Raw genomic sequence first — 20,685 nt, 5'->3', positions numbered from 1 at the left:
TGGAGGGGCAGAAAGGGAAGGGAGCACACCTGACTCGGCCAGGATTCGGCGGATTTCAGGCCTGTTCTTCGGAAAATGGTAGGGCTGGCGATGTCGGGCTAAAAAACGGGCATAAAACTGTTCGAAATATATACTTTAATTTCAGTTGGTTAGTTGATTTTTTTGGTTTTTGGCATGTTTTTGTGAAAAAAGGGGTTGCGGGTTGTGGGTGTTCTCCGTAAATACCGCTTCACCGCAGCGGCAGACGACGCAGCGGGGCGCGGAAGCCGCGGCAGACGGGATCGAAAGAGACGGTTTGAAGCGGTTGAAGCGATAGAAATTCGGAAGATTAGGTTGGCGGTTAGCACCTGAGGATTGGGTGCTGCTGGTAATTTTTGTCTTCGGCTCTTTGACATTGATGGTTTTACTGAAGAGATATGCGGGCGGTTTGGTCGATGATCGACTAAATGATCGTTTGCATATCGGCTCACTAGGGTTTCGGCTCGATGATGTGAGTGTCAGCTTCACTGTTTGTCGGTTTCACGCAAGTGAGAACGGTAAGCAGAAAGCGTTTATCCAATTGGATAGACGATGTGCGAAGGTTCATGCGTCAAGGTTAGCGATGTAAATCGCTTTCAACTTGAGAGTTTGATCCTGGCTCAGAACGAACGCTGGCGGCAGGCCTAACACATGCAAGTCGAGCGAGATCTTCGGATCTAGCGGCGGACGGGTTAGTAACGCGTGGGAACGTACCCTTTGCTACGGAATAGTCCCGGGAAACTGGGTTTAATACCGTATGTGCCCTTCGGGGGAAAGATTTATCGGCAAAGGATCGGCCCGCGTTGGATTAGGTAGTTGGTGGGGTAATGGCCTACCAAGCCTACGATCCATAGCTGGTTTGAGAGGATGATCAGCAACACTGGGACTGAGACACGGCCCAGACTCCTACGGGAGGCAGCAGTGGGGAATCTTAGACAATGGGCGCAAGCCTGATCTAGCCATGCCGCGTGAGCGATGAAGGCCTTAGGGTTGTAAAGCTCTTTCAGCTGGGAAGATAATGACGGTACCAGCAGAAGAAGCCCCGGCTAACTCCGTGCCAGCAGCCGCGGTAATACGGAGGGGGCTAGCGTTGTTCGGAATTACTGGGCGTAAAGCGCACGTAGGCGGATTAGTAAGTTAGAGGTGAAATCCCAGGGCTCAACCTTGGAACTGCCTTTAATACTGCTAGTCTTGAGTTCGAGAGAGGTGAGTGGAATTCCGAGTGTAGAGGTGAAATTCGTAGATATTCGGAGGAACACCAGTGGCGAAGGCGGCTCACTGGCTCGATACTGACGCTGAGGTGCGAAAGTGTGGGGAGCAAACAGGATTAGATACCCTGGTAGTCCACACTGTAAACGATGAATGCCAGTCGTCGGCAAGCATGCTTGTCGGTGACACACCTAACGGATTAAGCATTCCGCCTGGGGAGTACGGTCGCAAGATTAAAACTCAAAGGAATTGACGGGGGCCCGCACAAGCGGTGGAGCATGTGGTTTAATTCGAAGCAACGCGCAGAACCTTACCAACCCTTGACATCCTGATCGCGGTTAGTGGAGACACTTTCCTTCAGTTCGGCTGGATCAGTGACAGGTGCTGCATGGCTGTCGTCAGCTCGTGTCGTGAGATGTTCGGTTAAGTCCGGCAACGAGCGCAACCCACGTCCTTAGTTGCCAGCAGTTCGGCTGGGCACTCTAGGGAAACTGCCGATGATAAGTCGGAGGAAGGTGTGGATGACGTCAAGTCCTCATGGCCCTTACGGGTTGGGCTACACACGTGCTACAATGGCGATGACAATGGGCTAATCCCAAAAAGTCGTCTCAGTTCGGATTGGGGTCTGCAACTCGACCCCATGAAGTCGGAATCGCTAGTAATCGCGTAACAGCATGACGCGGTGAATACGTTCCCGGGCCTTGTACACACCGCCCGTCACACCATGGGAGTTGGGTCTACCCGACGGCCGTGCGCCAACCAGCAATGGAGGCAGCGGACCACGGTAGGCTCAGCGACTGGGGTGAAGTCGTAACAAGGTAGCCGTAGGGGAACCTGCGGCTGGATCACCTCCTTTCTAAGGATGTTTCTAGTAGCTTGGCTTGCCTTGCTCGTGAAACACTTAGCATGAGGCTCAGTCAGAGCCTCAAACATATACGGCCAGGCCGTCCTCATATCTCTTCAGTAATCGGAAAAATGCCAAGGGCTTCGGTCCAGGAATGGGTCGGTAGCTCAGGTGGTTAGAGCGCACGCCTGATAAGCGTGAGGTCGGAGGTTCAAGTCCTCCTCGACCCACCACTTTCCACAGTTTATGGGGCCTTAGCTCAGCTGGGAGAGCGCCTGATTTGCATTCAGGAGGTCAGGAGTTCGATCCTCCTAGGCTCCACCATAACTTCCGATGACAAAACCAAAGATGAAATTGATCCAATCAGATCAGCAAGGCGTTCAAGTGATGAACGGTTTGCTCGTCCGATTGGACGGTTTGATATCGTATATAGAGATGAAATTAAACATCAGCATCGCGGGTTGCCCAAGTACGGGTGACAGCAGTTCGATCTGCAAGCAGCGATGTTGTTCAAGTCAAGTACACTAACCAATGTTGATGATCATAGATCATCAGCGGGAATAGTATGCATGCTTTTGATACAGGAAGAAGTCTATCTTCTTCTGGATCAAATCAAGCGCGAGAAGGGCGTTTGGTGGATGCCTTGGCAGTAAGAGGCGATGAAGGACGTGATACTCTGCGATAAGCTATGGGGAGCTGAGAATAAGCTTTGATCCATGGATCTCCGAATGGGGAAACCCACCTGAATGTTTGTTGTAATTACCTTGGTAATTTACAACCGACATAACCAGGGACTTATTACCTGAATACATAGGGTTTTAAGAGCGAACCCGGGGAACTGAAACATCTAAGTACCCGGAGGAAAGGAAATCAATATGATACTCCGCTAGTAGTGGCGAGCGAACGCGGACCAGCCGAGCCTTGAGAGTGAGTAGAATGGTCTGGAATGTCCAGCAATATGGGTGATAGCCCCGTATACGAAGCTCAACGGGACGTATTAAGTAGGGCGGGACACGTGAAATCCTGTCTGAAGATCGGAGGACCACCTTCGAAGGCTAAGTACTCCTTACTGACCGATAGCGAACCAGTACCGTGAGGGAAAGGTGAAAAGCACCCCGACGAGGGGAGTGAAACAGTTTCTGAAACCGGACGCCTACAAGCAGTCGGAGGAGCCTCGAGCTCTGACGGCGTACCTTTTGTATAATGGGTCAACGACTTGGTCTTACGAGCAAGCTTAAGCCGATAGGTGTAGGCGCAGCGAAAGCGAGTCTTAAAAGGGCGACGAGTTCGTGGGATCAGACCCGAAACCGAGTGATCTAGCCATGTGCAGGATGAAGGTTGGGTAACACCAACTGGAGGTCCGAACCGACACCCGTTGAAAAGGGTCCGGATGACGTGTGGCTAGGGGTGAAAGGCCAATCAAACTCGGAGATAGCTGGTTCTCCGCGAAAGCTATTTAGGTAGCGCGTCGATTGTATTCTCCCGGGGGTAGAGCACTGCATGGATGATGGGGGCCCACAGCCTTACTGAGTCTAAGCAAACTCCGAATACCGGGAAGAACTGATCGGCAGACACACGGCGGGTGCTAACGTCCGTCGTGGAGAGGGAAACAACCCTGACCAACAGCTAAGGCCCCCAATTCGTGGCTAAGTGGGAAAGCATGTGGGACTTCCAAAACAACCAGGAGGTTGGCTTAGAAGCAGCCATCCTTTAAAGATAGCGTAACAGCTCACTGGTCTAGTCAAGAGGTCCTGCGGCGAAGATGTAACGGGGCTCAAGCCACGAGCCGAAGCTTTGGATGCACTGTGAAGTGCGTGGTAGCGGAGCGTTCTGTGATATAGAACGCTGCCTCCTTACTTCCTTAGGGAAGATTGGAGGCAATGTTCTGACTGTGAAGCCGGGCTGTAAGGCATCCGGTGGAGTGATCAGAAGTGAGAATGTTGACATGAGTAGCGACAAACAGGGTGAGAGACCCTGTCGCCGAAAGTCCAAGGGTTCCTGCTTAAAGCTAATCTGAGCAGGGTAAGCCGGCCCCTAAGGCGAGGCCGAAAGGCGTAGTCGATGGGAACCAGGTTAATATTCCTGGGCCGTGAGATGGTGACGGATCTGAACCGTTGTTCACACTTATCGGATTGTGTGGGCAGCCTACAGGTCCCTGGAAATAGCCTCTCTATAAGACCGTACCCGAAACCGACACAGGTGGACTGGTAGAGAATACCAAGGCGCTTGAGAGAACCACGTTTAAGGAACTCGGCAAAATGCCTCCGTAAGTTCGCGAGAAGGAGGCCCCATCGCTAGGCAACTAGTGGTGGGGGGCACAAACTAGGGGGTGGCGACTGTTTACTTAAAACACAGGGCTGTGCGAAGCCGTAAGGCGACGTATACAGTCTGACGCCTGCCCGGTGCCGGAAGGTTAAAAGGAGGGGTGCAAGCTCTGAATTGAAGCCCCGGTAAACGGCGGCCGTAACTATAACGGTCCTAAGGTAGCGAAATTCCTTGTCGGGTAAGTTCCGACCTGCACGAATGGCGTAACGATCTCCCCGCTGTCTCAAACGTGGACTCAGCGAAATTGAACTGTGTGTCAAGATGCACACTACCCGCGGTTAGACGGAAAGACCCCATGAACCTTTACTACAGCTTCACACTGGCATCAGGATTGTGATGTGCAGGATAGGTGGTAGCCTTTGAAACCAGAACGCCAGTTCCGGTGGAGGCATCCTTGAGATACCACCCTTCGCACTCTTGATGTCTAACCGCGGTCCGTTATCCGGATCCGGGACCCTGTGTGGCGGGTAGTTTGACTGGGGCGGTCGCCTCCCAAAGAGTAACGGAGGCGCGCGAAGGTGGGCTCAGACCGGTCGGAAATCGGTCGTTGAGTGCAATGGCAAAAGCCTGCCTGACTGCGAGACTGACAAGTCGAGCAGAGACGAAAGTCGGCCATAGTGATCCGGTGGTCCCAAGTGGGAGGGCCATCGCTCAACGGATAAAAGGTACTCTGGGGATAACAGGCTGATGGTGCCCAAGAGTCCATATCGACGGCACCGTTTGGCACCTCGATGTCGGCTCATCTCATCCTGGGGCTGGAGCAGGTCCCAAGGGTACGGCTGTTCGCCGTTTAAAGAGGTACGTGAGCTGGGTTTAGAACGTCGTGAGACAGTTCGGTCCCTATCTGCCGTGGGTGTAGGATACTTGAGAAGAGTTGCCCCTAGTACGAGAGGACCGGGGTGAACGGACCACTGGTGGACCAGTTATCGTGCCAACGGTAGTGCTGGGTAGCTATGTCCGGACAGGATAACCGCTGAAAGCATCTAAGCGGGAAGCCCCCTTCAAAACTAGGTATCCCTTGAGGGCCGTGGAAGACCACCACGTCGATAGGCTGGAGATGTAAGTGCAGCAATGCATTCAGTTGACCAGTACTAATTGCCCGATTGGCTTGATTTGATCCAGTAGTAGACAGACACTCCTGCAGATCAAAATCATGCATACAACACAACTTGACTTGGACGCTCTTTATTCGGTTTGGTGGTCATAGCGCTGGCTATACACCCGGTCCCATTCCGAACCCGGCCGTTAAGGGCCAACACGCCAATGGTACTGCGTCTCAAGACGTGGGAGAGTAGGTCACCGCCAAACCTAATAAAGAGCGTCATTCATCTCTATAACGATAACACCCCCCAAATCAGACACAAATAACGCGGGATGGAGCAGCCCGGTAGCTCGTCAGGCTCATAACCTGAAGGTCGTAGGTTCAAATCCTACTCCCGCAACCAAATTTAGCGAACGAGAGTTCGACACATAGCCCGCCTCTCCGGCGGGCTTTGCTTTTATAAGCATCTCCAACAGCTTGCCCGATACATCCAGCTCATGATGCTGCTGTTCTTCGTCCCAAGTTGTAGAGGGACACAGATATCTTCAGTGATACCGGAAGAGGCCAGAACAACCCGGAAGAAGCCGGAAGGGTCAGTAAAATAAGGCGTTTATGAGCGCTATAGCGCCATTGAGATCACGCGACAGGGTGTCTTGACGCATGCTTTCATATTCTGCTTCGCGACCGTCCGTTCTGTTCACTACTAGTTCCAAAGTAATATTGTCATTCTCCCGCATCTCATCTGATATTTCGATTTGTGCGGTTGGGGATTTGCAAGCAAACGAAGCGTCTTTGTCGCTCGGCGAGCAGAAGTCCGAGAACTTCTCCTGCACTGGCACTGGTAGAAAAGTCATATATTCTTCACTATCACAACTTGGATTGAGCTCCAGTTGGTACCGCTCTTCTGAAGACGACATTTCGACGTAATAGCTAACGGGCTCGTTCAGAATGTTCCTAACAGCAATTTGGGTGTTTTTTGGGAAGATCGGCATTTCTAGCGTAATAACTGAATCATCAAACGTTGCTTGTATGGAGTCTGCATAGGCAATCGATGACGTCACAACAGACGAGTACATCGGTATGGGATTCTGATTGATGCTTCCAAAGGGAATGATTGTCACGCGAAAATCAGAGATCGCTTCTTCGGTGGTATTGTCGATCAAGACCGTTGTTTCATTAAAGAAAGTTGTGGGATTAACTTCTAGGACTTGTCCATCCTCCCCACGAACGACTACCTTAGCCGAAGCCACTGGAATGCAGTGTTCAATCTTTGGAACTGCGTCATATTTTGTGGCGACAAAGGTTTGGCGCCCAAATTCTTCTATAATCGGCTGAAAGAAGTTTCCTGCGAGGAACGCGAGCGTAAGCTTCAACCAGTTTGGCATATTCAATATCTTCATGAGAAATGCACATCACCTCGCATATCAGATGGCTTAGCCCCAAGAGACTTTACTTGAGCACAACAATATTGGGGGGGAACTTAGTAAAGTTTCTCGAATTTTTAAACTTGGGAGCAGCTTAAGCAGAGGCACTAAACGCAAGTTTAGATGATAGTCTTGGCTTATTAGAAGCAACCCCGCAATCTGTAGAGAAGCCTCATGTGCTACTCTTCTCCGGGATTATCTCCTGCTTTAATTTCGTCTTCCACGTCTTTTTGCTTCCTGGAAAAGTTAGGCATCTCGAATTTTGACTTCTGCTGATACTTGAAATCTTTGGATATGTATTCTTTCAGGTGATCACGCAAAAGCTGCATTTTCAGATCGGTGCGCAACTCATAGATATCGCGATCTGAAAGACCGGTTAGACCTTTTTGCGAGGCGTTTGAGGTATCCGTCGCTATGATGCTAATTTTCGACAGGTTCAAACGTTGCTGGTTAATCCGCATAATTTCGCCAACGAACAGGCGAACAAGCTTATAGCTCGCAGTAATGATCGCGGTTGCGATGAAAACGTAAGGGAGTCTGGTGACCAAAATGGACCAGATTTTTGCTTTATCGTCTTCGTCAAATACAGTTGTCAAATTCGCAGCATTGAATACGAGTAAAGATGTTACCACTACCATAAGCAGAATAGGGACCGCTGCTAGCTTTCCGTATGTTGTTACGCTTTTTCCGCCTTGAGTGACAAAGGCACTAATTTCGGTAGGGAACATGTTCACATCATCTTGCAGATCGCGGAGCTCTTGCTTCAATTCCGCAATCTTTTTTACAAGCCCTTCTCGTACGACCTCTCGCTCTGTGATCTGCTCATGAACTTCGCTCCGCCTTTTATCTAGCGTAGAAATCAGCTCCTCTCGCTTAGTAATCTCGTCTAGCAAGTTCTGCCGTTGCTCGGTCAGTCCCCCGATCTTGGCTGTGAGATCTTTAATACTCTGATCCGCAGAAGTTATTTCGGCCAAGCGGGCATCGCGCTCACTCTCTACCGCTGTCAGCCGTTTATTTGCTTGCTCTGCATTTTTGATCGCCGCGTCTACATCGGCAATAATTTTCGTTTGGTAGTCCTCAAGATTCGAAACCAGCTCGATAAAGTTGTGTAACTCGTGTTGCGGAAACCCGATAAGCGTAACGCGATTAATTTTGACCTCGGCCCACCATTTTTTAGGTGGTCGAAATGACACTTGGCTAACTAGTTGGTTTATAGGCGCTCGGTAGTTCTTACCGCTATCCTTAGAAAGTTTCGTACTTACCTCTTCACCTGTTGCTAGCCGCCAGCGAAATTCGAACTCGTTATAGCTCGCGTAGTTTTCTTCTGAGATGGATATTTCATTTAAAAAGACTGGTTCAGAAAACGAATATTCGTACCATTTGTTGGCACCACTAGTGGTGATATCTGAGCCGGAGTTCGCCAGTAGCTTAGTCGTCTGCTTGTGCCTCCCAAGTACCAAGTCAAACGGTAGCTGTGAACTTGCTGGAATTTCGAGCTCGCGCAGAGCTTCTGCGTTGTCATAGGCTTTCTGTAGATTGACTGGCTGCGACAATTGAACACCGTATTCGAATGAGAATTGATTGAGCAAAAAGTATAAGGAAATCTGTTTTCTTAGAAGACAGATTCAGTCATCCACTTTAATTTCCAATCTCTTTGGTCGTCGCTTGATCTTGCGATGGCCTACTCTTCGGCCGTGTGGCCCCACCAGACGACCTTCCCAATCACGTTGACGTTCGCCCAGGCTTCTCGCGTGAGAAATTCTGGCGGATAATCCGGATTGTCGGAGACTAAAATCACCATCTCGCCCATGGTTGCCAGACGCTTCACTCGAGCACCGTCTTCAGTTGCGAAGGCAAAGATGGGGCTTTTACGAGACTTATAATCGCGCGGGCGTGCAGGGATCTCTTTTCGAGCCGTATCAATCAGCACCATGTCGCCCGGGCAGATTGATGGGAGCATACTTTCGCCCGTTTCGCCGTTGGCTATTCGGGCGAGAACCGCGTGATCAGGTGATACGCCAATTTTTCGCAACCAATCACGTCGAAAGGCCATCATCGATGCGCTTGCAGTATCGGCGTTTACATAGCCATCCCCAGCCGCAAGCGATGCTTCATAGGCTGGAACATGAGCAAACTCGATCGCGGCGTGATTGGAAATGTAGGTGGGTTGAGCATCTTGCTTTGGGCCTATGTAGAAATCGAGCTTCAATGCTTGGCATATCTCATAAGCAGTATCGATGCGTGGGCGTCGAACAGTCTTACCTTGGTTTTCTCTCAGCACATTTCTGATCGTGTCTGGCTTCAAGCCATACGCAAGTTCAGCGGCTGAAGGCTTTAGCTTCAGCTCGTCTAGTCGAGAGCGCAATGCGCTTTGGAAAGCTTCACCTACATCCATGCTGGTAAACTAACCAAACCCAACGGGATTGACAAGTGGTTAAATAACCAATACATTACTTGGTAAGTTAACCGGAGCAGAGCAATGACAGAGAGCGATCTTTTGAAAATCGCCGGCCAATACAGCAATCACCGTGCTGTCTCTCTGAAGACGGTAGGGCTTTATGCGGCGGACGATGGGAAGTTTTTCGATAAGCTTGAAAACGGAAAAACCTGCACCCTGAAACGGGCCAATAATCTTCTTTTGTGGTTTTCGGATAACTGGCCCGAAGATCTCGATTGGCCCGATGACATCAAGCGCCCGACGCGCGCTACGCGAGTTGCCCGTAAGAAGGACGCAGCCTGATGACGGACTGCATCATCCTTCTGGGCTGCCTTGTGGCCATTCTTATCTGGATCGCCCTGTTCCACGCCCTTGAGGTGCTGTGATGGCGGTCCGTGTCTCCCTCCCTTCGGTCGGTGGATCGCCGAAGGATCTGGACTTAATCAGTTCAGGGGGCATTTTCGTATCCCTGCATGCAACATCAGCTTGTCCGGCTAGATGGAGATGTGCAGTGGCAAGTGGGGTTCAAACGACGGGTGTGCCGGTTGGCGCGGTGCTGGATGAAGTGCTCGGCAACCGCGCAGGCTCCACGACCCGCGTGCCGTTCGATGTGATCGCCGCTACGATCTGGCAGAAGCTCGGTGGCGTGGCATTTGAGACATTGGCGGAGCTTCAGGCTGATCTAAGCCCCAAGGATGGGACGTTGGCATCCGTTTGGGGCGACGCCGATGGCGTCAACGGGATCTACCGCAAGGATGGGGCTGCTGATGCTGGGGATTGGACCCGTATCGGTGATCTTCCGATGACTGCTGCTCAGGCTGCCGCTATTGCAGCCGCGAAGGACCGCGCCAATCATTCTGGTACGCAGGCGATCAGTACCATCTCCGGTCTGGAGGGCGCACTGACTGGCTTGGAAGGTTCGATCTCAGATATCCAGCAGGTGACATCTGACGACGATTACTGGATTGACTACAGTGTCGATGCAGATGATCGCTTCGTTGAAGGGGTTGGTAATGACGGGAGGCGGTGGCGGGCCTTGAATGGCACTGTCACGGAATTGGTCGAGGTCTATCGCGATCCTCTGTCAGGCGAAGTGGTGCTGGATGGTGTGCCATATCCAGTTCCGGATATCGGCGATTTCCAAACTGTCGATCATGACGCCGACGGCCGCTTTGTTTTCGGGCGCACCTTTTCTGGCGAACAGTACATGGCGCTCAATGGTCAGATCGTTCGCGTGTCGGATGCGGGCGGCGCTCCATCCGACTGGGATCGTGATCTATCCTATAATCCGGTGACGGGTCTGCATTCTCCCGCGGATGGGTCTGCGACTGACAGAATGATCCTCGTCGTCGGCCAGAGCCTTGCGAACGGCTCGACGTCGGTCGCCTCGGATCAGCCCATCACAACGGTAGCAGAGCATCCCGGATATGCCCTTATGGCAGGTGCCCAGCCGTGGAATAGCTCTGATGCGGTCACCGAGTTTCAGGACCTGCGCGAGGTGCGCCAAGGCGACGGGGCAGCAAAGGAGACGGTGTGCAGCGGGATGGCTGACCGGATGATGCGCGAATTCGAAAGCCAGTTCGGGTATAAGCCGCGCTTGATCTTCAAAACAGTCGCGCGGGGCGGGCAGGCTTATTATGGTTCGCAGACCAGCGCAACGGGCGGTCTGAAGCGTGGATCGGAAGGTTATTCAGAAGTTTTGCGGGTGCTACGGCAGTCAAAAGCCGTCAGTACGGCGGAGGGTAGGCAGCTGGCGGTCGTAGCCGTTGTAATCATACACGGCGAACAGGATCACAGCGAGGACACGACGCGCGAGAATTACGCGCGGGCGCTCGCCAATTGGATCGGTGACCTGTCTGACGATATCCGGCTGATCACCGGCCAGCCGGACAGGGTCAAGGGGTATCTCACGCAGGTAAGCCGCTGGGATGATGATGCCGAAACGCAAGGCGTGGTCTCCCGCATCGCAAACGCCCAGCTGGATGCTCAGGCTCTCACGCCTGACCTGCGTATGGTGGGGCCGATCTATTTCGGGGATCAGTCCGGCGATAACAGCCATCCCGCACCGCGCACCTATCGCCAGATGGGACAGATGATCGGCGATGCACTGCTGGCCGATCTATGGGGGGCCTATTGGACGGCCCTTTATGTCGTGGATGGGTGGTGGGTCTCCGACACGGTGTTCCGCTTGAAGTTCACGCGGCCACTGGCTGTCGAGGATACCGATGATCTGGTGAATGTCTCCGATCTGGGGGCGGGTAAGGGCATCGATTTTTATGATGGCACTGGCCCCGTGGAGGTGACGTCAATCAGCGCCGTCGTGGCTGGCGGTGACACCCTTGAGGTGACGTTGGCTGCCGCGCCCGCAGGGCCTCGTGCTCGGGTGCAGGTCGCATCTCGACAGACAGGGACCGGCCCCGGTCGTTTGACAGGCGGACGCTCCGGCATCCGGTCCGCCGCTCCGTTCACCACGGACCCATCCGACAATCAGGCCCTTTATCACTGGGCCTGCACGCAAACCTTCGACTTGAAATGAGGATCACATAATGGTCACGATTCTACGCAGACTGCCATATCTCAATCCCGGTTCGGTGGGGCTGCCGTCGATCATTCCGACGCAAGACGAGCTGGACATCATGGCGAAGCCCGAGCTTCTCTACTGGCTGCGCGGCGATAGCGGCCTCACCGATACGCAATGGAAGTGTAGGAAGACCGGGCTTGCGTTCACCGTCGCCAGCGGCACAGTTCCCACACCGCAGGATATGCCGGAATATGACGGGCGCACAGTCGCACGATTCAATGTTGCAGGCGCAATTGCCGCTGTTGGGGCGCAGCCGACCTCCGGCCCGTTCTCGTGGGTGTTGATCGGCAGGGGAGGTACATCGAACGCCTATGTGATCGGCAGTGGCGATGATCCCTCCACCAGCAGCGAAAGCCGGACGCTGATCCAGCATACTGTTGGCGGTATCCTGAATGCCGTGATCGGCGGTGTAACGGCAGGTAACACGTCGTCATATTCGCGACCGCCGACGGCGGGGCCCAACGTGCTGATCGCCTCTCATGATGACGTGGCGCAGCAGAACGGATTGCGCGCAAACTACGGCCAGCTTGACACGCTCGGCACCGCTGGCAGTGCCACGCGGAATACGTTCGATAGCACGCTGGTAGTCGGCGCTGCGGGCCAGCCAGAGGGCACCCTTACTGGACGGATCAATGGCGGTGATATTGCTGACGTGATGGTCTGGTCGGTGGCACTGCATCTCAGGACCGACCTGCGGGATCTCGTCGAGCGCTATAGCCAAGCGCGATATCCGTCGGTCGGAACTTAAGAGGAGTGTCCAGCGCAATACGGAGCGGTGTCGTACATCATAAGCGCGAGCAAACACCAACTAAATGTGCGCTTTCATATCCCATGCACGGCTCTAATCAGGAGCGTTAAACACCCCCTATCAAAAAAATCGTTTGCTGCAATTCTCCGTGTCCCAGACTGAAAAAGTCCGTGTCGCGCTACACAAGTGACAACAACGCGGTCGATCAAGCCATGCAGTTCATCCGCCGCAGGCCCCGAAACTGTATCATCCATCAGGATCGAAGACAGGTTGTCGACATAACGCCGATAGTGGGCAGGGAGGTCCGGTGGCAGTGTTACCGGTACGGGTACAAGGCTGTCGCGCGCGGTGCGTAGCGTTTTGAGATCCTTAGCTGTAGCGCGACACGGACTTTTTCAGTCTGGGACACGGATAATTGCAGCAAACGATTTTCTGAAATGACGTACTTAAGGAGAGGGCAGGGTCACCAGCTGCGTGCTGCGCGACAGCTTGCGGCGATAGCGGACAGGTCCCGCATCGCCCTGCGATTTACGCCGGCCGTCCTGATAGCTGCGCTGCCAGCTGTTGCGCTCCGGACGGGGCAGCTCGGTGGGCCATATAGCGATCACACGCCGACCTGTCTCCGGATGCTTGTGATAGCTGAGCCGGTTCCAGACCTGATGGCCGATGTAGAGTTCGTTGTTCAGGATGCCGGTGCTGCGGGACCGGAGGACGACGCCGAGGATAGTGCGAATAATGACGCTCCCCAAGAAAACTCGGAACTCAAAAAAGCTCGTGGCAAGCGCGGGCGTCAGCAGGTATTAATACCTGCGCATCTTCGGCGGGAGACGATCGTCATTGAGCCTAAAGACGGGCCGCAGTGCGGGTGCAACTGGGGCGCTTCGTTGGCTGGGGAACAAAGGGTCGAGAGGCTCGCCTATAAGCCTGCAGAAGTGTATGTCATTGAAGAGGTTTACCCCAAATACTGCTGTCGAAAATGTAGCACGTTTTTCCAGGCGAAAGCGCCGGAGCGGGTGAGGATGCTGCTAACCCATAGACTTTGATTGCGTTATCGTCCTGACAAGGAAGATGAATAGCGACGGCTTCAGGCTGTCGCTCGGCCGCCAAATTCACGGATGAAAAATTTTTGGCACCAATGAAGCCGCGGTTGAAGACCGCCGGTCAGCATGTGATTGGCAGGGACCTGGCGCTCCAGATCGAAATCGTAAAACAGCTGCGCCGGTGCTTCTTGCCTGCCCATAACGCCGAAATCCTCCCGTCCTCTCATAGTCGAGTGAAACGAAAGACTTCCGGCAGCGCAACAAAGACTTTTTCAACAGCATCGGCGGAAAGCTGACCTTCGCTGCGTGCAGCGCGAATGTCCGAAGAGGGTCTTGGTCGTCACTTCTATGCCGCTCGAGTTGCTGGCGGGCAGGTCAAGTTTGGCGAGCTACGATATTGCAAATGTTAAGATTAATCACACAATTCGCTGTTGATATCGGTCAAGAAATTATTGATTCTAGTACTTCGATTGTCGAATAGTCAGGCGTATCATTAAAGCTTTTAACTATTTCTAGTGCGCGTCTGACAGCTTCCCGTATCCCTCTCTTCTTCTTTTCACTAACATCAGTGCTATCCACAGCGTTTTGGAGGGCTAAAGCCGCGTGATAGAATATGAACGGTGGGTCAGACGTGAACCTGCGTTCAAGCCATTCTGGATCGGCTGACGCCGGCACCATTTGCATCATTGCTACCGCGGCTAGACGACTACCTTGTGAGCCAGATCCCTTATAAGTATCTAAAAATTCCAAGAGACTCGGGGAGAGCGAGCGCATCTGAACCACGATACGCGTCATTGCGCGCGTACGGATGTCACCCGAGGGGAGATTGCGTCGAAGACGGTCAAACTCCAAACACAGTCGGTCTAATTCTTTCAAAAGCGGTTGCGAGCCCAAATCATTTTTCTCAACCATGATCCGAGCGGCGACTTCCTTCTGATTTGGTGTAACCTTACCAGCCTTATCTTTCTTTTCCGCATCTGCCACGCGCTCAAGCTCAACTTGCACGCCCGCGATCGAAGCCGTTTTTACACGATCAAGCATAGAGGGAATGCGTTCAATGGCGGAACGTAATGCGTCCCTAAACAGTAAAGCTGTCAAGAATAGCGCTAAAGGCCACGCAACTGCGCTGAGGACTGCAGCAACGGCAGTTAAAAGTTTGGCCCAGTTGTCCATCGATACTCCGACGCCAGCATCGCGATCATCAAACCCGATAGACCTTACCTATTATACATTACACCGACCAGTAATATTGTGCTTACGTTGTCGCGTCGTGCGCGACCACCGTTAAAACCCATCAACTCTTACCAGCTGTCGCAACGGGTGGAGGCAGTTCACTGTGCCAAGTGCAGAAGTCAACTATGGCTCGGGACCTGTCACGCCCGTCGCTAGATTCGATTTTCCGCAAAGGGCCGACGGCAATAAGCGAGGCATTAGGACAGACCCATTGATATGGACCGTGGCAGTTCCATTTCGAACCCCGGCATCCTCTTGCCAGCCCTTGATAGACTGTGTCACCATAGGAGGACGGCGTAGGTCCCCTCTGATAATTTGGTGAACGCATTGTCTTGGCTTAAGCTATCCCTCTTTTCCAGAGGGGCACTCGCGGCTATCGGGCTACTCGCGGCGGTTGATTATGCTTTGCCTACATACAGCCCGTTGGATGTCGTCTCCGGCGTCCACGCCGCCATCATTGGATGGAATGAAATCGCGGCTAGCCTTGGGTATTCGCTAAGTTATCTATTTGGTCTCCCCAAAATTCCTGCAGAGATCGTCAACACGACCATTATCGGGGGAGCTATCGGTCCAGCATGGGCGCTAAGCATTTTGAAGGCCGAGTGGAGGCAGCATCAAGGGATAGCCCAAAATTTGGCCTTTTGGACCCGTGCCATCATGGGTTTTTTGAGGTGTTTTTGATGGCAATTCTTGCCATAAGCGCGCCGCCATTCAGTTTTATATTCTTCATCGCGCTGCTAGGTCTATTGGTGCCACTAATCACCGCATTGAGCCGACTTTCCGCGTACCGGAATGGTTTTGCCTCTACCCTTGCATTTTTAGCAGTGTTGGAAGGCATATATCTTATCAGCACAGATCGCATGCAAAGTGCATTTGACGTATTCGTTTGCGAGCGTCAGCAAGCTGGTGCGCCGCGGTGTGAAACTTCGTCAGACAGAGAAAATCCATAGAACTCAGAAGCCGTTCTATCGCATCTCGGTCCGTGTCGTTGCTCTGGCTTTGTATAAAATACTGCAAAAGCGATGAATGGCCGCTTCGCTGTGAACGGCCGGTTTGGGCCGAAAGTTTCCCATCTTTCAGCATTTCATCTTGGCGCGTAGCGCCAAGATAGCCCCTCAGGACAATAGAGAAAAGTCCCCCCTAAAGGGAATAAAGCCCTTTAGGAGGGTTCAGATGCAACGCTTACGCTGATCCGAGCCCGTCAGCAAGCTCTCCAGCCTCGCCAGTTGTGAGTGGTAGAGGCGCTACGCTCTTCCCGGGAGCGGGGGAGGTTCGGAGGCGAGCGCGGAGCGGCCCACCGGGAACTGGGGGGCTCGGGGAAGTGTGGAACGTCACCCCGATCCCGTCGGGCAAGGTGCTCGATGAGCACGACATCACATTCCCCGCGTGCCACGAACTCTACCAGTGCATCAAAGCCGGGGCGGTCCTTGATGGCACCGCTAATTGCGACGTCATCAAAGACTGGTACCACGACCCATCCGTCTTGCCGATCCGCGTAACCTGCTTTGCGTTTGTGCTGTGAGTGGGCCTTCGCAATCGAGGAGCTAGTCATAGAACCCGACCGCCTTGGCGGCGGGTGGATCGGTCAGGAAACCGTCATAAAACTTCACCGCGAATAGGTGAAGTCTTCTCTCTTTCAGGCAGGAAACACCGACAAGGCGTCGGCAGAGAAGTCGAGGCCGATTTTTTGTCCTATGGGAACCGCACCAATCTCGCGGCCGGTTCTGACGCGCAGGGTGTCGCCGCCGGACGCGATGATCCATTCCGTCTGCGGTCCGAGATCCCGGGCGAATTCGACGGTGCCGGTCAGGACGCCGCCGGTTTCCGGACGTAGAGTGATGTCTTCGGATCTCAGTGCAACCCGCACCTTGCTGCCACGCAGGAAGGGCGCGGGAACGGCCAGATCATGCCCCATCAGGCGCAAGACGCCGTCTCCGAGGACCTGACCGTCGAGAATATTGGCCGAGCCCAGAAAATCCGCGACGAACGGATCAGCCGGTCGCCGATAGACGTTGCTCGGATTTCCGGATTGGCGGATGACGCCATCTTTCATCACCACCAAGTTGTCCGCCAGCATCATGGCCTCGGTCTGATCATGTGTCACAAGGATCGTGGTGACCCCGAACTGACGCTGGAGTTGGCGCAGCTCCACCTGCATCGCATCGCGCAGCTTGGCATCAAGCGCGGAAAGCGGCTCGTCGAGCAGGAACAGTTTGGGCCGCACGGCCAGCGCCCGCGCGATGGCGACACGCTGGCGCTGCCCGCCCGAAAGCGCCGAGACGGGACGGTCGGCGATATGGGGCAGCTGGATCACGTTCAGCAATTCCTCCACCCGTGACCGGCGTTCGGCCCGGCTCGCTTTGCGCAGCTTCAGGCCATAGGCGATGTTGTCGGCCACGCTCATATGCGGGAATAGTGCCAGCGACTGGAAGACCATGCCGAAGCCGCGCTTGTCGGGGCTGAGTGCCGAGATGTCGGTTCCGTCCAGCTGCAGGCTGCCGGATGACGCGCCCTCGAACCCGGCGATGATGCGCAACAGTGTCGTCTTGCCACAGCCCGAGGGGCCAAGCAGACAGACAAATTCGCCCCGCGCGACTTTCAGGTCGATATCGGTCAATGCCTGTGTCTGGCCAAAGAACTTGTTGATCCCGTTGATATGAAGATGGGTATCGGACATCAGGGTTCCTTTCAGAACAGGCTGGCCTTGCCGGCCACGATCTTGTCGGTCAGGATGATCAGCGCGCTATCGGCAAGGATAATAAAGACGGAAAGTGCCAGCACCGACGGGTCAAGCGACGACACGGTGCGGCTGTACATCCAGATCGGCAGCGTATTGACGTCGATCGTGTACATGAAGAAGGTGATGGTGAACTCGTTGAACGAGATGATCAGCGCAAAGATCAGTCCGGCGAGGATGCCGGGGCGCATCATCGGCACGACCACATCGAGAAATCCGCGCCAGGGGGGGGCCCCAAGCGAACGTGCCGCTTCTTCGACCTCTGGGTCGATGCCCGCCATTGCGCTTTGACAGTTGCGCATCACGAAGGGCAGAACCAGCGTCACATGCGGAATGATCAGCCGCCACAGACCCAGATCCAGCTTCATGCCTTCGGCCATGAGCAAAAATGCGATCCCCAGCATCACCAGCGGAAACACCAGCGGCAGCGTGAACAGGATTTCGAGCGTTTGACGCAGACGCGCCGGACCACGGGCCATCGCATACGAAAGAGGCACGCAGACGGCGGCCGAAATGACCATCACCGCGAAGGCGACGATCAGGCTGGTTTGCAATGCCCGGGCGACCGATTGTCCGCCATTCGCATCCGCTGTCGTCAGCATGTGCAGCACGTCGCCATACCAGCGCAGCGAGTAAGAGCTGGGGGGGAAGCTTGGCCGGTTGGATCCGGCAAAAGACATGATGACCACAATCACCACAGGCAGGGCCGCGATCAGCAGGCCCAGACAGGACAGCGCCAGCATCGCCAGACGGTAGGTGCCGCCCTTTTCATTCGGAATCAGCCCCACGCGCATCATCGCACCTCCTTTTTGGCGGATCGGTTGGTCGCCCAGCTTGCCAGAACCAGCGCCAGAGTGGTGATCGCGATCAGGACAACGCCCGCCGCCGCCGCCGAGGACCAGTTGAACATCGGCGAGATCATGTCGCGGATCACAACGCCAAGCATCTGCACCCGACGACCGCCCAGCAGCAGCGGGATCGCAAAGGCCGACGCGTTGAAGGCGAATACGATGGAGGCGGCACCGATAAGGCCGGGGCGTAGCACCGGCAGGGTGATATCGAACAATGTCCGCCAATGTCCGGCCCCAAGTGATGCGGCCGCTTCCAGACATTCGCGCGAAACCGCACGGGTCGCGCTCAGGATCGGAAAGACCGCCAAGGGCAGGGCCGTTTGCACCAGCCCGATCAGCACACCTGTTTCATTGAACAGCAGGAAAAGCGGACGTGTGATGAGCCCCGTGGACCGGAGCACGGTATTGAGAACACCGGTAGGCCCCAGCAGGATGATCCACCCATAGGCCTGGATCAGCAGGTTCAGGATCATCGGCAGCAGGATCGCCACTGTCAGCATCCGGCGCAGAAAGGGGCTGCGGGTGGTCGCCAGCAGAAATGCCAGCGGCACGGCAAGAACCAGAACCAGAACGGTGCTGAACACGGCCAGCTTCAGGGTCAGCCCCAGCGCCGACAGGAAATACGTATCGGCCAGCCCCTGATAGGAGCTGACCGAAAACCCGGCGATGGACGATTCGTCGGCCGAGAACGAGAAGCGCAGGACGTAGAGGCAGGCCGCCAGAAACGGCATGATCGCCACCAAGGCAGGTGTGCTCAGCAGCACCGCAGGCTTGTAGTCCAGTCGTGAAGTCATAGTGCCGTCACCTGTCCCGAAGCGTCACGCCAACGCCCGTGTGTAGTTCTTGATCCAGTCCTCACGCACTTGCGCCATGAAGTTCTTGTCCTCGACCACGGCGTTCTGGCCCAGCTGTTCGGGCTTGATGATGAAGGGGCTGGCCTTGGCCGCTTCCGACATCACGGCCTTGGTGTTGACCGGACCGTTCAGGACGGCTTCGGCCAGTTGGCCCTGCACATTGGGGTCCAGCGTGAAGTTGAGGAAGGCGTGCACGACCTCGTCATCGCCCGGTTTCACCTTGGGCATGATCGTGTACATCAGATCGGCATAGAACCCTTCGTCCAGGTCATAGGTCGCGCCCATATTGGAACTGGCGGGGTCTTTCAGTTCATTCGCGAAGAAGGCAGGGGCGTAGACACCGCCAAGATCCAGCGCATCGGCATAGAACAGTTCCGAGATTTGCGTCGGGTTCTCGCCGAAGGTCAGCAGATTGGGGCGCAGATCCGAGAGCTTCTTGAAGGCCGCATCGGCATGGGCGACATCGGCGATCTTGGCTCCGAGCATCTTTTCGGTCGCGACGATCGTGTCGAGCGCGTCGGTCCAGGTCGATGGCGGCAGGAAAACACGTCCGGCGTGGGATGCTTCCCACATCTCGGCATAGCTCTTCGGGGGGGACTTGAAGGTCTTGGTGTTATAGATCAGCCCGCCGGTCCACAGCAGATAGCCGATCCCGTGACCATCGGCGCCGGTGCGGAAGCGCGGATCGACATCCAGCAGGTTGGGCAGCTTGTTGAGGTCCGGCTTTGCCAGCAGCCCGTCATCGGCCAGCGTGATCGCGCCGACCCCGGCCAGTGTAATGACGTCATAGACCGGTTTTGATCCGGTGGCGCGCAGTTTAGCCACCATTTCCGAGGTGCTGCCCGTCCGGTCCGCGATGACCTTGGCGCCCGTCATCTCTTCGAACGGTTTCGCAATCAGGTCGAGCACGGCCAGTCCGGTATTGTCAGACCATGTCAGCAGATTGAGCGTCTTGCCGGTGAAATTCTGGCTCCCTGCCGCACGCACGATGGCGGGTGCGGCAAGCGTCGTGGCAATACCGGCACCGGCAAGCAAGAGCTTACGGCGGTTGAGTTTGTAGGTCATTGCGATCTCCTAATCATGTCCAAGGGGAGCGGCATACGCACGAAGCGGCCTTGACAGGACCATGAACTAGAGAGGGAACGGGTTTAATAAAACCGCACCTTTTCAAACAAAAGTTTCCTCATGATACAACAATTAAACACGCTGCCTGCTTTCGCCGCAACATACGAAAAATTGCGCCTGTGTGGTGGGCGAAGTTTGAATAAACAGAAGGGTTTCAATGTGCCGGTTTGGGGTGGTGTGTGATTTTTCCCAATTATATCATAATTTTAATATGAAA

General features: G+C 54.5%; 15 protein-coding genes, 3 tRNA genes and 3 rRNA genes. 10 read left to right on the top strand and 11 right to left on the bottom strand.

Going from position 1 to position 20,685, the window contains the following annotated elements:
- Positions 1–141: 141 nt before the first annotated feature.
- Positions 142–507: a hypothetical protein gene (locus tag WDB86_RS05285; RefSeq protein ID WP_341485891.1), complete on the bottom strand. Its 366-nt coding sequence runs from the start codon at positions 505–507 to the stop codon at positions 142–144.
- 108 nt (positions 508–615) lie between these two features.
- Between WDB86_RS05285 and WDB86_RS05280 the strand changes: the two genes are divergently transcribed.
- The 6 genes from WDB86_RS05280 to WDB86_RS05255 all read left to right on the top strand — a co-directional run bounded on the left by WDB86_RS05280 (position 616) and on the right by WDB86_RS05255 (position 5,841).
- A 16S ribosomal RNA gene (locus WDB86_RS05280) occupies positions 616–2,083 on the top strand.
- Positions 2,084–2,227: 144 nt separating this feature from the next.
- Positions 2,228–2,304: transfer RNA gene (locus WDB86_RS05275), tRNA-Ile, on the top strand.
- A 15-nt stretch (positions 2,305–2,319) separates the two neighbouring features.
- Positions 2,320–2,395: transfer RNA gene (locus WDB86_RS05270), tRNA-Ala, on the top strand.
- Between the two features lie 286 nt (positions 2,396–2,681).
- A 23S ribosomal RNA gene (locus WDB86_RS05265) occupies positions 2,682–5,512 on the top strand.
- A gap of 77 nt (positions 5,513–5,589) precedes the next feature.
- A 5S ribosomal RNA gene (gene rrf, locus WDB86_RS05260) occupies positions 5,590–5,704 on the top strand.
- Together the 16S, 23S and 5S rRNA genes with 3 tRNA genes alongside form the textbook arrangement of a ribosomal RNA operon.
- 60 nt (positions 5,705–5,764) lie before the next feature.
- Positions 5,765–5,841: transfer RNA gene (locus tag WDB86_RS05255), tRNA-Met, on the top strand.
- Between the two features lie 190 nt (positions 5,842–6,031).
- Here WDB86_RS05255 and WDB86_RS05250 read toward each other — a convergent pair.
- The 3 genes from WDB86_RS05250 to WDB86_RS05240 all read right to left on the bottom strand — a co-directional run bounded on the left by WDB86_RS05250 (position 6,032) and on the right by WDB86_RS05240 (position 9,257).
- Positions 6,032–6,838 (bottom strand): hypothetical protein, encoded by an 807-nt coding sequence (locus WDB86_RS05250; RefSeq protein WP_406736820.1) that lies wholly within the window; start codon positions 6,836–6,838, stop codon positions 6,032–6,034.
- Between the two features lie 203 nt (positions 6,839–7,041).
- The gene (locus tag WDB86_RS05245; RefSeq protein WP_406736819.1) at positions 7,042–8,415 is read right to left on the bottom strand and encodes a hypothetical protein; all 1,374 of its coding nucleotides are present in this window, start codon (positions 8,413–8,415) and stop codon (positions 7,042–7,044) included.
- Between the two features lie 128 nt (positions 8,416–8,543).
- Complete coding sequence (locus WDB86_RS05240) at positions 8,544–9,257, bottom strand: helix-turn-helix transcriptional regulator (protein ID WP_406736818.1); 714 nt, start codon at positions 9,255–9,257, stop codon at positions 8,544–8,546.
- Positions 9,258–9,341: 84 nt separating this feature from the next.
- Between WDB86_RS05240 and WDB86_RS05235 the strand changes: the two genes are divergently transcribed.
- From WDB86_RS05235 to WDB86_RS05225, 3 genes are all read left to right on the top strand, one after another.
- The gene (locus tag WDB86_RS05235) at positions 9,342–9,602 is read left to right on the top strand and encodes a hypothetical protein (RefSeq protein WP_406736817.1); all 261 of its coding nucleotides are present in this window, start codon (positions 9,342–9,344) and stop codon (positions 9,600–9,602) included.
- Positions 9,603–9,810: 208 nt separating this feature from the next.
- Positions 9,811–11,835, top strand: a complete 2,025-nt coding sequence (locus WDB86_RS05230; protein ID WP_406736816.1) for a hypothetical protein — start codon at positions 9,811–9,813, stop codon at positions 11,833–11,835.
- Positions 11,836–11,845: 10 nt separating this feature from the next.
- Positions 11,846–12,628 carry a hypothetical protein gene (locus WDB86_RS05225; protein WP_406736815.1) on the top strand — a complete coding sequence of 261 codons (783 nt, stop codon included), beginning with the start codon at positions 11,846–11,848 and terminating at the stop codon, positions 12,626–12,628.
- A gap of 446 nt (positions 12,629–13,074) precedes the next feature.
- Here WDB86_RS05225 and WDB86_RS05220 read toward each other — a convergent pair whose 3' ends face one another.
- Entirely contained in the window at positions 13,075–13,377 is a 303-nt protein-coding gene (locus tag WDB86_RS05220; RefSeq protein ID WP_406737072.1) for a hypothetical protein, read from the bottom strand.
- Between WDB86_RS05220 and WDB86_RS05215 the strand changes: the two genes are divergently transcribed.
- Positions 13,288–13,671, top strand: a complete 384-nt coding sequence (locus WDB86_RS05215; RefSeq protein ID WP_406736814.1) for an IS66 family transposase zinc-finger binding domain-containing protein — start codon at positions 13,288–13,290, stop codon at positions 13,669–13,671. The genes WDB86_RS05220 and WDB86_RS05215 overlap by 90 nt on opposite strands.
- Before the next feature lie 438 nt (positions 13,672–14,109).
- Here WDB86_RS05215 and WDB86_RS05210 read toward each other — a convergent pair whose 3' ends face one another.
- The 6 genes from WDB86_RS05210 to WDB86_RS05185 form a co-directional block, all read right to left on the bottom strand.
- On the bottom strand, positions 14,110–14,841 hold the full coding sequence (locus WDB86_RS05210; protein WP_406736813.1) for a hypothetical protein: 732 nt from the start codon (positions 14,839–14,841) through the stop codon (positions 14,110–14,112).
- A 1,261-nt stretch (positions 14,842–16,102) separates the two neighbouring features.
- Positions 16,103–16,453, bottom strand: a complete 351-nt coding sequence (locus tag WDB86_RS05205) for a recombinase family protein (protein WP_406736812.1) — start codon at positions 16,451–16,453, stop codon at positions 16,103–16,105.
- Between the two features lie 84 nt (positions 16,454–16,537).
- The gene (locus WDB86_RS05200; protein WP_406736811.1) at positions 16,538–17,578 is read right to left on the bottom strand and encodes an ABC transporter ATP-binding protein; all 1,041 of its coding nucleotides are present in this window, start codon (positions 17,576–17,578) and stop codon (positions 16,538–16,540) included.
- An 11-nt stretch (positions 17,579–17,589) separates the two neighbouring features.
- Positions 17,590–18,435: an ABC transporter permease gene (locus WDB86_RS05195; protein WP_406736810.1), complete on the bottom strand. Its 846-nt coding sequence runs from the start codon at positions 18,433–18,435 to the stop codon at positions 17,590–17,592.
- Positions 18,432–19,283, bottom strand: coding sequence for an ABC transporter permease (locus tag WDB86_RS05190; RefSeq protein ID WP_406736809.1), 852 nt, complete (start codon positions 19,281–19,283; stop codon positions 18,432–18,434). The genes WDB86_RS05195 and WDB86_RS05190 overlap by 4 nt, the downstream gene beginning before the upstream one ends.
- A gap of 24 nt (positions 19,284–19,307) precedes the next feature.
- On the bottom strand, positions 19,308–20,408 hold the full coding sequence (locus tag WDB86_RS05185; RefSeq protein WP_406736808.1) for a PotD/PotF family extracellular solute-binding protein: 1,101 nt from the start codon (positions 20,406–20,408) through the stop codon (positions 19,308–19,310).
- Between the last annotated feature and the right edge of the window lie 277 nt (positions 20,409–20,685).

Source organism: Thioclava sp. GXIMD4215 (genome assembly GCF_045291555.1).
Lineage (GTDB): Bacteria > Pseudomonadota > Alphaproteobacteria > Rhodobacterales > Rhodobacteraceae > Thioclava > Thioclava litoralis.
This window is presented reverse-complemented; position numbering and strand designations above follow the sequence as displayed.